The organism is Amycolatopsis sp. cg9 (assembly GCF_041346945.1).
In the GTDB taxonomy this organism is placed as follows: domain Bacteria; phylum Actinomycetota; class Actinomycetes; order Mycobacteriales; family Pseudonocardiaceae; genus Amycolatopsis.
The window spans coordinates 2,031,068-2,045,452 of the sequence record NZ_CP166850.1 but is presented as its reverse complement, the minus strand read 5'-3'; the positions used below and the strand labels follow the sequence as shown (position 1 = coordinate 2,045,452).

The 14,385-nt window shown below is 71.8% G+C and carries 14 protein-coding genes; 9 read left to right on the top strand and 5 right to left on the bottom strand.

Going from position 1 to position 14,385, the window contains the following annotated elements; translation table 11 throughout:
• Positions 1-3: 3 nt before the first annotated feature.
• Complete coding sequence (locus tag AB5J73_RS09460; protein WP_370969317.1) at positions 4-1,101, bottom strand: DUF4034 domain-containing protein; 1,098 nt, start codon at positions 1,099-1,101, stop codon at positions 4-6.
• Between the two features lie 10 nt (positions 1,102-1,111).
• Entirely contained in the window at positions 1,112-2,590 is a 1,479-nt protein-coding gene (locus AB5J73_RS09455) for a M48 family metalloprotease (protein WP_370969316.1), read from the bottom strand.
• A 157-nt stretch (positions 2,591-2,747) separates the two neighbouring features.
• Here AB5J73_RS09455 and AB5J73_RS09450 point away from each other — a divergent pair, with 157 nt between their 5' ends.
• Together AB5J73_RS09450 and AB5J73_RS09445 are read left to right on the top strand one after the other, a co-directional pair.
• Positions 2,748-3,926: an RtcB family protein gene (locus AB5J73_RS09450; RefSeq protein WP_370969315.1), complete on the top strand. Its 1,179-nt coding sequence runs from the start codon at positions 2,748-2,750 to the stop codon at positions 3,924-3,926.
• Between the two features lie 16 nt (positions 3,927-3,942).
• Complete coding sequence (locus tag AB5J73_RS09445) at positions 3,943-4,323, top strand: hypothetical protein (protein ID WP_370969314.1); 381 nt, start codon at positions 3,943-3,945, stop codon at positions 4,321-4,323.
• Between the two features lie 179 nt (positions 4,324-4,502).
• On the opposite strand, the gene AB5J73_RS09440 is transcribed toward AB5J73_RS09445, so the two are convergent.
• Positions 4,503-5,654 (bottom strand): MFS transporter, encoded by a 1,152-nt coding sequence (locus AB5J73_RS09440; RefSeq protein WP_370973044.1) that lies wholly within the window; start codon positions 5,652-5,654, stop codon positions 4,503-4,505.
• A 166-nt stretch (positions 5,655-5,820) separates the two neighbouring features.
• Between AB5J73_RS09440 and AB5J73_RS09435 the strand changes: the two genes are divergently transcribed.
• From AB5J73_RS09435 to AB5J73_RS09425, 3 genes are all read left to right on the top strand, one after another.
• The gene (locus tag AB5J73_RS09435; RefSeq protein ID WP_370969313.1) at positions 5,821-7,347 is read left to right on the top strand and encodes a DHA2 family efflux MFS transporter permease subunit; all 1,527 of its coding nucleotides are present in this window, start codon (positions 5,821-5,823) and stop codon (positions 7,345-7,347) included.
• Positions 7,328-7,927 carry a TetR family transcriptional regulator gene (locus AB5J73_RS09430; protein WP_370969312.1) on the top strand — a complete coding sequence of 200 codons (600 nt, stop codon included), beginning with the start codon at positions 7,328-7,330 and terminating at the stop codon, positions 7,925-7,927. Before AB5J73_RS09435 ends, AB5J73_RS09430 begins: the two co-directional genes overlap by 20 nt.
• Positions 7,928-8,307: 380 nt before the next feature.
• Complete coding sequence (locus AB5J73_RS09425) at positions 8,308-8,838, top strand: hypothetical protein (protein ID WP_370969311.1); 531 nt, start codon at positions 8,308-8,310, stop codon at positions 8,836-8,838.
• A gap of 130 nt (positions 8,839-8,968) precedes the next feature.
• Here the strand turns inward: AB5J73_RS09425 and AB5J73_RS09420 are convergent, their stop codons facing one another.
• Positions 8,969-10,021, bottom strand: a complete 1,053-nt coding sequence (locus AB5J73_RS09420) for an alpha/beta hydrolase (protein WP_370969310.1) — start codon at positions 10,019-10,021, stop codon at positions 8,969-8,971.
• A 150-nt stretch (positions 10,022-10,171) separates the two neighbouring features.
• Between AB5J73_RS09420 and AB5J73_RS09415 the strand changes: the two genes are divergently transcribed.
• From AB5J73_RS09415 to AB5J73_RS09400, 4 genes are all read left to right on the top strand, one after another.
• A complete protein-coding gene (locus AB5J73_RS09415) occupies positions 10,172-10,720 on the top strand; it encodes an NADPH-dependent FMN reductase (RefSeq protein ID WP_370973042.1) in 549 nt (182 codons plus the stop codon).
• Between the two features lie 134 nt (positions 10,721-10,854).
• Entirely contained in the window at positions 10,855-11,277 is a 423-nt protein-coding gene (locus AB5J73_RS09410; protein WP_125308345.1) for an organic hydroperoxide resistance protein, read from the top strand.
• 46 nt (positions 11,278-11,323) lie between these two features.
• Positions 11,324-11,800, top strand: a complete 477-nt coding sequence (locus tag AB5J73_RS09405) for a Dps family protein (RefSeq protein WP_370969309.1) — start codon at positions 11,324-11,326, stop codon at positions 11,798-11,800.
• A gap of 74 nt (positions 11,801-11,874) precedes the next feature.
• Positions 11,875-13,260 carry a glutamate decarboxylase gene (locus tag AB5J73_RS09400; RefSeq protein ID WP_370969308.1) on the top strand — a complete coding sequence of 462 codons (1,386 nt, stop codon included), beginning with the start codon at positions 11,875-11,877 and terminating at the stop codon, positions 13,258-13,260.
• Here the strand turns inward: AB5J73_RS09400 and AB5J73_RS09395 are convergent.
• Entirely contained in the window at positions 13,257-14,318 is a 1,062-nt protein-coding gene (locus AB5J73_RS09395) for an NADH:flavin oxidoreductase/NADH oxidase (RefSeq protein ID WP_370969307.1), read from the bottom strand. The two genes, AB5J73_RS09400 and AB5J73_RS09395, sit on opposite strands and share 4 nt — an antisense overlap.
• Positions 14,319-14,385: the final 67 nt, after the last annotated feature.

Genomic DNA, 14,385 nt, shown 5'->3' with positions numbered 1-14,385 from the left:
GTGTCACGGCCGGGTCGCGCCGTGGCAGGCCAGGTAGCGCGTCTTGACGAACTCGAACACCGGCTTGCCGCCGTAGGCCCAGACGGCCGCGTCCGCGTGCTCGCCGAGCACCTTGAACTGCTCGACGGCTTCGTCGCAGCGGCCGTTCACCACCAGCACCTTGGCCGCGTACGCGCGGTCACGGAGGTTCGACGGGTGGTCCCGGCCGTCACCGGCCAGCCAGGGCAGGACGACGTCGAGCGCGCGCCCGGTCCGGTCGCTCTTCCACGCCTCGACCTCCTTCGCTTCCGCCTCGTGCGCGGCGACGAGGGCCAGACCCGCGAGCTTCGGCGCCTTCGCGACGGCTTCGTCGGCGAAGGCGAACATCTGCTCGTGCGAGCCGAACCACTTCGCGCACCAGTACTGCAGCGCCTGCTCGTGGCCCTGCCGGTGGAGCGGGTCGCGGGCGACGAGTTCCGCCCACACCGCGCGGAACTCGTCGTTCCCGTACTGCCGCCCGCGGCCGACGGTGAGCAGGGTGGACCACGGGGTCGGGTCGTCCGGTGCCGCTTCGGCCGCGGCGCGGGCGGCCGCTTCGGCCTCCTCGAGCACGCGGAAGAACCCGGCCCACTGGTCCTGGGAAACGTGTTCGGCGGTGAACGACGTGCGGATCTGCCAGGCCAGCGCGACCAGGCCCTGGGCGTGGACGGCTTCGGCGGCCGCGCTCCCGGCCGTCCGCCAGGCCTTCAGCGGGGTGTCGTCGTCCGCCGCGGCGTCCCCGAGCTGCTGCACGGCGGCGGCCCGGCGGTCCCAGTCGGTGCCGAGGTCATCCAGCAACGCGGCACCCGGCTGCCAGTCGCCGGCGCGGTAGGCCGCGACGGCTTCGGCGAGGCGGGCGTCGGCGACGAACTTCGCCGCCGTCACGGCGTCGTCCGGCGGGAGACCCCACAGCGCGACGTCCGGCATCTCGACCTTCGGCTTGGGGTCCTGGGGCACGTACTGCGCGAGTTCGGCCGGGGAGAGCGTCTTCACGTAGTCCTCGACGTCCATACCGCGGGCACGCGCGGCCTTCACCAGAGCGACGGCGGCCTTGCGGCGCTTGGAGTTGAACAGGGACAGCAACGGGTTCTCCTCAGGAGGGGACGGGAAGCGCGCCGGCCGCGGTGAGCAGGCGGCGCAGGGGGACGGTGTCGGGGTCGGCCGCCGCGGCGGCGTCGAGGGCGGCGGACAGCTCGGTGCCGTACGGCTCGTCGACGACCAGATCGGCCGGGCCCGACCAGGACAGCTGCCAGCGCGCCACCCCGGCTTCCGCCAGTGCGGCGGAGACCATGGTGGACAGGGTTTCGCGGACCGAGGCGACGACGAACTCCCGCCGGGCTCGCGGCCCGGCGGTCGCCGGGGGACGGCACTCCGGGTCGGCGAACTCGCTCGCGTGCCCCTCGTCGATGCGCGTGAGCGCGTCCTCGAGTGTGCGCCCCTTCAGGAACGCCGTCGCCACCTTGGTCGCGGCGTGCCGGAAGCCGAGGTCCACCAGGCTGTCCCAGTCCGTGCGCCGCTTGGCCGCCGCTTCGGCGTTCAGGTCGGCGAACAGGGCCGAGTCCAGCGTCGCGTCGGCGTCTCGCAGGACGTCGCTCGCGGGGCGCTCGCCGCCCGGTGACCCCGGTACCGCAGGCAGGGCTTCCAGCGCGGCGACCCGCTCCGGCGTCGCCGGGTGCGTGTCGTAGCGGGAGGTCTCCTCTTCCGGCAGCTCCCGCCGGAGCCGGTCGATCTGCTCGGCGCGCTCGGCGTCGGCGAGCAGCGCGCGGAACCCGGCGGCGGGCCGGTCCGGCAGGTAGCCCGCGTGCCAGCCGACCAGCAGGTAGTGGTCGACGTAGAACTTCCAGGCGACGTCGAGCGCGTCGACCTCGCGCAGCGCGCTGGTGGCGGCTTCGGTCCCGGCGATCCGGGCCGCGGCGGCGTCGGCGGCGAGCTCCTGACGGCGGCAAACCGAGGCGGAGACCGCGAAGTAGAGCTTCGCGTAGAGCACGAACAGCTTCCGGACCAGTCCCGCGAACCAGCCGTCGCCGTCGAGCCCGGTCAGCGCTTTCTCGATCGACCGGCGGCCGCGGTAGGTCAGCCCGGCCAGCCGGGTGTCGCGGTTGGTGTAGTGCGCCAGCTCGTGCCCGAGCAGGGCGCGCAGCTGGTCGTGGCGCAGGCCCGCGAGCAGCTGCGCTCCGATGAACATCTCGCGGCGGCGCACCCGCAGCCCGAGCCAGCCGGTCCGTTCGCGAACCCCGGCGTTGACGTCGGCGATCAGCGAGATCGCGTCCGGCGGCCGGGTGCCGACGGTGTCGGCGAGCTCCCGCACGAGCGCCCACAGCCCGGGCTGGTCCGCCGGCGTCACCGGCAGGCCCGGCAGGTCGTCACCGCGGGTCCGCTCGATCGCGAACAGAGCCTTGAGCAGTGCGAACGACACCGGGACCGCGACGATGCCGAGCTTGATCGCCAGCAGCCCGGAGTGCTGGAAGGCGTAGTACTCGGCAGCGGCGAAGCCGCCGACGACCAGCAGCACGAGAACCGGGAACCCGGCCAGCAACAGGACGGCGACGAGCGCACGCCACGACGTCTTCACGATTCCTCCCCCACACCGTCCCTTCCGGACGGTCGGCTCATTCTGCCGGACCGATCGCGTCGGCCGGATTTCTTTTTGCTCACGAAGAAATCGCGTTGGTGTTTTGCCGGTGGCCGGGGGATCCTGTGCACCGCAAGCAAGTCAAGGGGAGGAAATCATGTACACCGCTGTCGACGGCGCCCGCGTCCCGATCCGGATGTGGGCCGACCCCGCGTCGGTCGAAGAGCAGGCCATGCGGCAGCTGCACAACGTCGCCAACCTGCCGTGGGTGCACGGGGTCGCCGTGATGCCGGACGTGCACTACGGCAAGGAGGCGACCGTCGGCAGCGTCATCGCCATGCGCGACGCCGTCTCGCCCGCCGCCGTCGGGGTGGACATCGGGTGCGGGATGAGCGCCGTGCGGACGTCGCTGACCGCCGCCGACCTGCCCGACGACCTCGGGAAGCTGCGCCGTCGCATCGAAAGCGCCGTGCCGGTGGGGTTCGGGCTGCACCAGACGCCCGTTAACCCCGCGAAGGTGCACGGCGTCGGCGGCTGGGACTCGTTCTGGACGGGCTTCGGCGAGCTGCACGAGGGCGTCCAGGAGCTGCACGACCGGGCCGCGCGGCAGATCGGGAGCCTCGGGGGCGGGAACCACTTCATCGAGGTCTGCCTCGACGACGACGGCCGGGTCTGGCTGATGCTGCACTCGGGTTCGCGCAACATCGGCAAGGAGCTGGCCGAGCGGCACATGGCGGTCGCGCGCAAGCTGCCGCACAACGCCGACCTGCCGGACCGCGACCTCGCCGTGTTCGTCGCGGGCACGCCGGAGATGCGGGCGTACCGGCGCGACCTGTTCTGGGCGCAGGACTACGCGGCGCGCAACCGCGCCACGATGGTCGCGTTGGTGAAGCAGGCGCTGAAGGACGTCGTGCCGCAGACGACGTTCGACGACGCCATCTCCTGCCACCACAACTACGTCTCGGAGGAGACGTACGACGGTGTCGAGCTGCTCGTCACCCACAAGGGCGCGATCCGCGCCGGCTCGGGTGACCTCGGGATCATCCCGGGCAGCATGGGGACCGGTTCGTACATCGTCCGCGGGCTCGGGAACGACTCGTCGTTCCAGTCGGCGTCGCACGGCGCCGGCCGCCGGATGTCCCGCACCAAGGCCAAGAAGCTGTTCACCGCCGACGACCTCGCGACCCAGACGGCCGGCGTCGAGTGCCGCAAGGACTCCGGCGTGGTCGACGAGATCCCGGCGGCGTACAAGGACATCGATTCGGTGATCCGGGCGCAGACGGACCTGGTCGAGGTGGTCGCGCACCTCAAGCAGGTGGTCTGCGTCAAGGGCTGACCGGTACCTTGGCGCCATGACGAGGGGTGGAACGACGGCCGCGCTGCTGGCCGCGAGTGCGCTGCTGCTGAGCGGCTGTGCCGAGGTCAGCGACGCGGTCGACCAGGGTTCGAAGACCGCGGACAAGGTGAGCGCGTGCACGGAGGCGCTCGGGCTCGCGGACCTGAACCCGCTGGTCGACCCGGACAAGCTCAAGGCGCGTGCCGCGGACAAGGAGAAGCGGCTTCGCGAGCTGGCGGCGAACGTCCAGGACCAGGACGTGAAGAACGCGCTGCTCGGCATGGCCGGCTCGTACGTCGAGGTGCAGAAGGAACGCATCGAGGACGCCGGGGTCGTGGCCCAGTGGGTCCAGCGCAACGTCACGAAGCTCGACGCCCTCCGCGCGGCCTGCGGCTGACCGGCTTTCGGCCATTGCCAGGGCCGCCGCGGTGGCCGGGGCTCCGCTTGTGGCTCGGTCCGGAGGTCGCGAATGACTCATTCGCGACCTCTGGTGTCCCGAATGAGTCATTCGCGACCTCGGAACCGGCGCGCGGACAGGAGCTCGCGGCCTGCGGCTGATCGCCGGCAGCGGCGCGGCTAGCTCTCCGCCATCGCCGGGACCGGGTCGGCCGCCGGTTCGTGGGTGCGGGAGTGGCGGTGGAACAGGCCCGCCGCCGCGATCACCAGGCCGCCCAGACCGGCCGCCGCGAAGCCCCACGCCGGGCTCGAGTGGTCGATCGCGAAGCCGACGAACGGGCTGCCCAGTGCCAGGCCGAGCCGGGTCGACGCGTCCTGCAGCCCCATCGCCTCGCCGCGCACCCGGGGCGGGGCGATCTTGCTGACCGTCTCCGTGGTCGCCGCCAGGGTCGGGGCGCACAGCAGGTTCGTCGGGATCAGCACCAGCATCAGCAGCCACCACGGCTGGTCGGCCAGCCCGACCGGCACCACCAGCAGCGCCATCAGGAGCATCAGCACGCCCTGCGGCAGCGACCGCTTGACCGCGCCGTGGACGACGCCGCCGAGGATCGACGCCGCGCACATCACCGCGATGACCAGGCCGGTCACGCCGATGTCGCCGTTCGCGCGCAGTGCCGCCAGGGTCGCCAGCTCGGTGCCGACCAGCACGAACAACGCGCCGCCGGCGATCATCAGGGTGGCCACCAGCTGCCAGGACAGCCAGGTGCGCAGCTTCGGCCGGACGCCGTCGACGATCGGCTCGCGGTCGTCGCGGATCGGCGGGTCGACCAGCCAGATCAGGAACGCCGTGCCGCCGAACAGCACGCCGAGCGCGCTGAGCGTGAACGTCGGCGCGAGCGACGTCATCGCCGCGATCCCGGCCGCCGGGCCGATCATGAACGTCACTTCGATCGAGATCGTGTCCAGCGAGTACGCCGCCCGCCGCTCCGACACCGGGACGAGCGCCGCCAGGACCTGCCGGGCCAGCGAGCCGGCCGGCACCGAGAGCGCGCCGGCCGGGACCGCGACCGCGGCGAGCGCCGCGTAGGGCAGGTGCGGCGCGGCGACCCAGAACGCCGTCGTGGCGATCCCGCAGACCGCGACGACCGGGCGCAGCCCGTACCGGTCGAGGAACCGGCCGAGCAGCGGCGCGCCGAGGGCCATCCCGAGGGTCACGCCGGCGCCGACCAGCCCGGCGGCACCGTAGCCGCGGCCGAGCCCGGTGACGATGTACAGCGTCATCATCACGCCGTTCATGGTCATCGGCAGCCGCGCCAGGAACATCAGGGCCATGGTCGAGCGGACGTGGGGAACGGCGAGGACCCGGCGGTAGGGCTGCAGTGGCACGTCCTCGATGAGAACCCAACCTGGTACGCGCGTGCAACAAAATTTCGCCCCTGGTGCTCGATAAATTTGAGAGCTACTCTCACTTGGTAGTAACTATCAATTGGGGGTCGCTATGACTCAGCTCTATCCACGCAGGTGGTGGGCGCTCGGCGCGCTCGCGGTGAGCCTGCTGACCGTCGGCCTCGACCTGACCGTGCTCAACGTCGCCGTGCCGACCCTGGCCGTGGACCTCGGCGCCACGACGACGCAGCTGCAGTGGTTCGGCAACGCCTACACGCTGGCGCTCGCCGCGCTCCTGCTCCCGGCCGGCCTGCTCGGCGACCGCTTCGGCCCGAAGAAGCTCCTGCTCGGCGCGCTCACCCTGTTCGGCTTGGCTTCGCTGGGGTGCGCCTACGCCGGTTCGCCGGGCACGCTGGTCGCCGCGCGGGTCGTGCTCGGCGTCGGTGCCGCGTTCCTCATCCCGCTGTCGCTCTCGCTGCTGAACACCCTCTTCCCGCCGGAAGAGCGCGCGAAGGCGCTCACGACGTGGGTGATGGCGACGTTCGCCGGCATCCCGCTCGGGCCGCTGCTCGGCGGCTGGCTGCTAGACCACTTCGCGTGGGGCTCGGTGTTCCTCATCAACGTCCCGCTGGCCGCGGTCGGCGTGGCGGCGGTGCTGTTCCTCGTGCCGCTCACGCCGGGGTCGGGCGAGGGCCGCGTCGACCTCGCGGGCATCGCCCTCTCGGCCGCCGGGCTGGTCGCGCTCACCTACGGCTTCGTCCACGCCGGCGAGCACGGCTGGACCGACCCGGTGACGTACGGCCTGATCGCGCTGGGCGTCGCGCTCGTCGCGGTGTTCTGCCGGATCCAGACGCGGGTGGCCGCGCCGCTCACCGACCTCGCGCTGTTCCGCGAACCGCGGTTCGTCTGGGGCGCGGTGCTCGCCACGATGGCGTCCTTCGCCCTGATGGGCCTGATGTTCGTGCTCCCGCAGCTGTTCCAGGCGGTGCAGGGCGCCGACGCGCTGCAGACCGGGCTGCGGCTCCTGCCGCTGATCGGCGGGATGCTGGTCTCGGCCAAGATCGCCGAGCGGCTGGTCGCCGCGCTGGGCGTGCGCGTGGTCGTCACCGGCGGGTTCCTGCTGCTCGCGGCCGGCCTGGCGTGGGGTTCGGCGACCTCGCCGTCGGACGGCTACGGCGGCACGGTCGGCTGGGAGGTCGTCATCGGCCTCGGCACCGGGTGCACGCTGCCGCCGCTGATGTCGATGGCGATGGGCGCGCTCACCGAGGGCCGGTCGGGGGCCGGCTCGGCGCTGATCCAGGTGCTGCGCCAGGTCGGCGGCACCATCGGCGTCGCGGTGCTGGGCACGGTGCTCAACGGCGCCTACCGCGACGGCGTCGGGGTGGCGGGCCTGCCCGCGCCGGTGGCCGACGCGGCGCGGGGCAGCGCGTCCGCCGCGGTCGCCGTCGCGGGGGAGCTCCACCTGCCGGGGCTCGCCGAGTCCGCGCGGACGGCGTTCACCGGCGGCATGGCGGTGACGCTGTGGGTCTGCGCCGGGCTCGGCGTGGCCGGAGCCCTGCTGGCGGCGCTGTTCCTGCCCGGGCGGGCGGTCGCCGGGGCGCAGCCGCGAGAATCGGGGCATGACGTCGTCGCCATCTGAGCCGCAGGGACTGCGCGAACGGAAGAAGGCCAGGACGCGCGCCGCGATCCAGCGGCACGCGTTGCGGCTGTTCCAGGAGCAGGGCTACAGCGCGACGACGGTCGACCAGATCGCGGCCGCGGCGGAGATCTCGCCCAGCACCTTCTTCCGGTACTTCCCGACCAAGGAGGCGACGGTGCTGTACGACCCCTTCGACCCGCTGCTCATCGCCGCGGCGCTGGCGCAGCCGGCCGAGCTCAGCCCGATCGGCGCGCTGCGGGCGACCGTGACCACCATCCGCGAGGTGCTCCCCGCCGACGAGTGGGAGCGCGAACGCCAGCGGCAGCGGCTGGTGCTCCGCGAACCCGAGCTGCGCACCGCGGCCATGGACAAGTTCGCCGAGGGGATCGACCTGCTGGCCGGGTTCGCGGCGCAGCGCACCGGCCGTGCGCCGGGCGGCTTCGAGGTCCGCAACTGGGCGGGCGCGGTGGTCGGGGTGGTGCTGGCCGCGTTCCTGGGGTCGGCGGCGGATCCCGAGGCCGACACCCTGGCGGTCCTCGACGAGGCCGTGGCCCACCTGGAAGCGGGTTTGCCGCTCTGATCCGGCGAATGGGATTCGCATCTTCGCGCTGACCTGTGTGGGTGGCGGTGCGAGCGTGGGGGACGCCCCTTCTGGAGCAGTCGCGACACGCGGTCCGACGGAGTGATGAAGCCAAAAGATCACCGGTTACACCCGTGTGGGTGCCCCATATGTTCCATAGTGGACAGTGATGACCGCAGGGTGACGAACGTGATCGGTCATGATGATCTTCAGGGGGACGGGCAAGCTTTCGACGTTAATCAGATGCGGGTCAGTTCGCGAATTCCGGATCCGGCACGTAAGGGTTAGAAAACGTCTCCAACCGGTGATCGGGTGGCTTATCTCCGATACGGCGGGTATCGATTTAACCCGTCAGGTCTCCCGAGGCCAGGAGGTAGGAAATGAAAGGCAAGTTCGGGCGGTCCATCGCCCTCGTAGCCGCGAGCAGTCTGCTGGCGGTCGGAATGGCGGGGATCGCTTCGGCGAGCCCGGACGGGGGCAAGGGTTCCTCCAGCACCCAGGCCCTCGCCGCACAGGTGCTCCAGATGCGTGACGACCTGACCAAGGTGGCCTACGCGGGCAACGTCGGCGCCACGCGCGGCGACCTCGGGCAGTTCAGCCCGGTGCTCGCGGACATCGCGGCGGGCAAGCGCTACACGGTCCAGACCGACACCGAGCAGCTGGCCGGCCTGGCCAAGGGCCGGGCCGACGAGTCCAGCCGGCTGCTGGCCGACCCGACAGCCAAGGCGCGGCAGCTGCCGCCGCTGCCGCTGCCGATCCCGTCGCTGCCCGACCTGCCCGGCCTGCTGAAGATCGTCAGCGACCTGGTGAAGGCGCTGCTGGCGGCCGTCACCGGCATCCTGGGCGGGCTGCTCGGCGGCCTGCCGGTGCCGCCGCTGCCGGTGCCACCGCTGCCCGCACCGGCGGGCTGACTCCGGCCACGGGAAACAGGGGGATCCGGAGCCCGGCCGCGGACATTTCTCCGCGCCGGGCTCCGGATTCGTTTCAGCTTTTCCGCGTTTCAGCCGACGGCCCGCGGGCGGGAACCGGGCCGGTCGGGCCTCACCCCTGTTTCGACAACCCCTGCCGCAGCGCGCCCGCCGTTTCGGCGAGCGCCTCGCGGAACCGCGTGCCGACGCCGGTGAAGTTGATGAACCCGTGGATCAGGTCCTCGTGCCGCCGCAGCGCGACCTCGACCCCGGCGTCCGCGAGCTTCTTCGCGTACGCCTCCCCCTCGTCGCGCAGCGGGTCGAACCCGGCGGTGACGACCAGGGCCGGCGGCAGGCCGCTCAGGTCGTCCGCGCGCAGCGGGGAGAGCCGCGGGTCGGTCAGGTCGGTGCCCGCCGGCACGTAGTGGCCTTCGAACCACTTCATGTGCACGTCGGTCAGGAACAGGTCCTCGGCGAACAGGTCCTGCGAGCGGTACCGGTGCGCGAAGTCCGTCGCGGGGTAGATCAGCAGCTGGAACGCGGGCGCCGGGCCGCCGCGCTTGACCGCCTGCTGCGCGGTCACGGCGGCGAGGTTGCCGCCCGCGCTGTCCCCGCCGACGGCGATGCGCGCCGGGTCGGCGCCGAGGTCGCCCGCCTTCGCCACCGCGTAGTCGAACGCCGCCAGCGCGTCGTCCGCCGCCGCCGGGAACGGGAACTCCGGGGCCAGCCGGTACTCGATCGACAGCACCCGCACGCCGGCGTGCTTGGCCAGGAAGCGGCAGGCGTTGTCGTGGCTCGCGCGGGTGCCGATCACCCAGCCGCCGCCGTGGAAGAACACCAGCAGCGGGGACTTCTCGGGCAGCCCGACCGGCGTGTAGAGCGTCGAAGGGAGGTCGCCGTCGGGGGTCGGCACGGCGATCTCGCGCACCGAGACCGGCTCGACCGGCTTGCCGCTGACCAGGTGCCGCCCGACGTCGAGCAGGGCCCGCGACTGCTCGACCGAGCCGCGCACCAGTTCCGCGCGGGCGATCTTCTGCAGCCGGAGCAGCAGCTGGGCGTCGAGCGCCAGGTCCTGGCCGTCGATGCGGACGGTCCGGCCCGCCGCCGCGCGCCGGACCGGCGTGGGCAGCCAGAACGCCAGCTGGGACGCGGCCGCCTGGGCGCGGATCGGGAGCGGGATCGCCATGGTTCCTCCTGAGCGTCGGTGCCGCCCAGGACGTTACTTGTCAGTAGGTAACTGGTCCAGTTGTGACCAGGACCTCCGTCCCAGAGTCTGGTCCTCCAGTTAAGTGGAGGGGTTAGCCTGGAAAACGTGACTTCAGCCAGGACGCTCAACGTGCTCGGGATCGGCGGCTCTCTCCGCGAGGGCTCCCAGTCCGAACGCGCGCTGCAGATCGCGCTCGGCGGCGCGGCCGAAGTCGGCGTCCGGACCCGGCTGCTGACCGGCCCGGACCTGGTCCTCCCGTTCTACGACGCGGGCGTGCCGGAGCGCGACGAACGCGCCACGCGGCTCGTCGAAGCCATCCGCGAGGCGGACGGGATCATCGTCGTCTCGCCCGGCTACCACGGCGCGCTCTCCGGCCTGGTCAAGAACGCGCTGGACTACGTCGAGGACCTGCGTGACGACCGCCGCCCCTACCTCGACGGCCGCGCGGTCGGCCTCGCCGCGGTCGCGTACGGCTGGCAGGCCGCGGTGACCACGCTCGAACAGCTGCGCACGATCACGCACGCGCTGCGCGGCTGGGCCACCCCACTGGGTGGTTCGATCAACTCGGCCGAGACCAAGTTCGACGAAGGCGGCGGCGCTTCGGACGAGAAGAGTGTCCGGACGCTTCGCCTGATCGGGCGCCAGGTCGCCGAATTCGCGGTGACGCGCACCGCATGACGTTTCGCCCGGGTGCGCCCGGGTAATCGATGTACGTGACGCCTGCCATGTGCGGGCACCGTTCCGCGGGTGCGGGATGTTGTGCCCAGTGAGACGCTCGTCGAGGAGTGTCCAGGACAGAAGGCGGGCTGAGCATGAGTCAGGCGATCTACACGGCGGTGGCGACGGCGCGCGGCGACGGCCGCAACGGCGAGGTCACTTCGTCGGACGGCGTCATCGACGAGTCGCTGGCCATCCCGAAGGAGATGGGTGGCCCCGGCGGGGACAAGACCAACCCCGAGCAGCTCTTCGCCGCCGGCTACTCGGCCTGCTTCCACAGCGCCCTGCAGCTGGTCGCCCGCCAGGCCAAGGTCCAGCTCCACGACTCGACGGTGACCGCGGAGGTGAGCGTGCTCAAGCAGGAGGTCGGCTTCGGCCTCGGCGTCGCGCTCAACGTCTCCCTGCCGGGTCTCGAGCAGGCGCAGGCCGACCAGCTGGTCGAGCAGGCCCACCAGGTCTGCCCCTACTCCAACGCGACCCGCGGCAACATCGAGGTCGCGCTCTCCGCCACCGTCTGAACCCGAACGCAGCCGTCGAACCAGTCAGAGGAAAGGATCACGTCAGATGAGCACCTCTCCGATCAAGAGCCCGCTTTCCGAGGCCGACAAGGAGATCACCGGCAACGCCCTGCAGGCGACGCTGGTCGACCTGGTCGACCTCTCCCTGATCGCGAAGCAGGCGCACTGGAACGTCGTCGGGTCGAACTTCCGCAGCGCGCACCTGCAGCTCGACGAGCTGGTCAGCACCGCACGCCAGTACGTCGACGAGGTCGCCGAGCGCGCCAACGCCATCGGTGTTTCGCCGAACGGCAAGGCGAAGACCGTCGTCGAGAGCTCGGGCGTGCCCGAGTACCCCGACAACTGGCAGTCGGTGGAGTCGACGGTCGCGGCGATCGTGGACATCCTCGCCGCGCTCATCGAGCGGCTGCGCAAGCGCATCGACGAGACCGACAAGAGCGACCTCGTGACGCAGGACTTGCTGATCGAGATCACCCGCGCGCTGGAAGAGGCGCACTGGATGTGGCAGGCCCAGCAGGCCTGATTTTTCGCCACGAAAGGGCCGTTCTCCGGCGGAGCGGCCCTTTTTCGTCGGTGGGGGCAAGTACGTTCGGTGCCATGGTCCTGCATCAGGGAAAAGCCGATCGCGACCGCACGGCCGGGACGAACCCGCTCTACGCCGGGGCGAACCCGGCGCTCGCGGCGGACTTCGTCATGCCGCACGACAAGCTGCGCGACGACTCGCTGCCGCCGGACACGGCGCTGCAGCTCGTGCGCGACGAGCTGATGCTCGACGGCAACGCTCGGCTCAACCTCGCCACGTTCGTCACGACGTGGATGGAGCCGCAGGCGCGCGAGCTGATGGCCGAATGCGTCGACAAGAACATGATCGACAAGGACGAGTACCCGCAGACGGCCGAGCTGGAGCGGCGCTGCGTGAACATCCTCGCCGACCTGTGGCACGCGCCCGACCCCACGGACGTCATGGGCTGCTCGACGACCGGTTCGTCGGAAGCGTGCATGCTCGCCGGGATGGCGTTGAAGCGGCGCTGGGCGAAGCTCGGCCGCACCGGCAAGCCGAACCTGGTGATGGGCGTCAACGTCCAGGTCTGCTGGGAGAAGTTCTGCGAGTACTGGGAAGTCGAGCCGCGGCTGGTGCCGATGGATGGCGACCGGTACCACCTCTCGGCCGAGGAAGCCGTCGCGCGCTGCGACGAGAACACGATCGGCGTGGTGGCCATCCTCGGCTCGACGTTCGACGGCAGCTACGAGCCGGTCGCCGAGATCGCCGCGGCGCTGGACGCCCTGCAGGAGCGCACCGGCTGGGACGTCCCGATGCACGTCGACGGCGCTTCGGGCGCGATGATCGCGCCATTCCTCGACCCCGAGCTGGAGTGGGACTTCCGGCTGCCGCGCGTGGCGTCGATCAACACCTCCGGCCACAAGTACGGCCTGGTGTACCCGGGTGTCGGCTGGGTGCTCTGGCGCGAGCGGGCCGCGCTGCCGTCGGAGCTGGTGTTCAACGTCAACTACCTGGGCGGAGACATGCCGACGTTCGCGCTGAACTTCTCGCGCCCTGGCGCGGAGGTCGCGGCGCAGTACTACACGTTCGTCCGGCTCGGCCGGGACGGCTTCCGCGCGGTCCAGCAGGCCTCGCGCGACGTCGCGACGCACCTGTCGTCGGGGATCGCCGCGCTGGGTCCCTTCGAACTGCTGACCCGCGGTGACCAGCTGCCGGTGTTCGCGTTCACGACCCGCCCGGACGCGGGGTTCGACGTCTTCGACGTGTCACGCCGCCTGCGCGAGCGGGGCTGGCTGGTGCCCGCGTACACCTTCCCGGAGCACCGGACGGACCTGGCGGTGCTGCGGATCGTCGTCCGCAACGGCTTCACGCACGACCTCGCGGACCTGCTGCTGGCGGACCTCGCCCGCGTCGTGCCGGACCTGGCGAAGGAGGGCGGCCACCCGAAGGACCCTGCGAAGGCGACCGCGTTCCACCACTAGTGCCAGGACTTGGCGCGGGCGTACTGGTCGGGCCAGCGCACGTCGGCGCCGAGGACGTTCGCCGCGCGGAGCGGCCAGTGCGGGTCGCGCAGCAGCGCGCGGGCGAGGAAGACCACGTCCGCTTCGCCGCCGGCGATGATGTCCTCGGCCTGCTGCGGGTTGGTGATCATGCCGACCGCGCCGGTCGGGAGGCCGGCTTCGGTGCGGATCCGCTCGGCGAAGGGCACCTGGTAGCCGGGGCCGACGGGGATGTCCGGGTTCGGGGTGTTGCCGCCGCTCGACGTGTCGATGAGGTCGACACCGCGCTCGGCCAGCAGCTTCGCGAGCCGGACGGACTCGTCGACGGTCCAGCCGCCGTCGGTCCAGTCGGTCGCCGAGAGCCGCGCGAAGAGGGGGAGGCCGGTCCGCGCCCGCACCGCGTCGGCGATCTCCAGCGCCAGCCGGGTACGGCCCTCGAAGTCGCCGCCGTAGCGGTCGGTGCGGGAGTTGGACAGCGGGGACAGGAACTGGTGCACCAGGTAGCCGTGGGCGAAGTGCAGCTCGAGGACGTCGAAGCCGGCGGTTTCCGCCCGCTGGGCCGCCTCGGCGAAGGCTTCGGGGAGCGCGGCGACCTCGTCGGTGGTCAGCTCGCGCGGGGTGGCGTACTCGCCGAACGCCGTCGCGGACGGACCGACGCTCTGCCAGCCGCCCGCTTCGGGCGGGACGCTGCCGGGTCCTTCCCACGGCCGGTGCGTGGAGCCCTTGCGGCCGGCGTGGGCGAGCTGCATGCCGATCGCGGTGTCCTGGCTGTGCACGAAGTCGACGATCCGGCGCCAGGCGCGGGCGTGCTCGTCGCTCCAGATGCCGGTGTCCTGCGGACTGATCCGGCCTTCGGGGGTGACGGCGGTCGCTTCGGTCATGACGAGCCCGGCCCCGCCGGTGGCGAACTGGCCGAGGTGCACGAGGTGCCAGTCGTCCGGGACGCCGTCGGCGGCGGAGTACTGGCACATCGGCGACACCCAGGCGCGGTTCGGCAGGGTCAGGCCGCGGACGGTGATCGGGCTGAAGAGTCGGCTCACGGTTGGATCAACGACACGTGCCCGCCGTCTCTTCCCGTCGCCAGCGCGCGTACCGGCGAGTAACGTC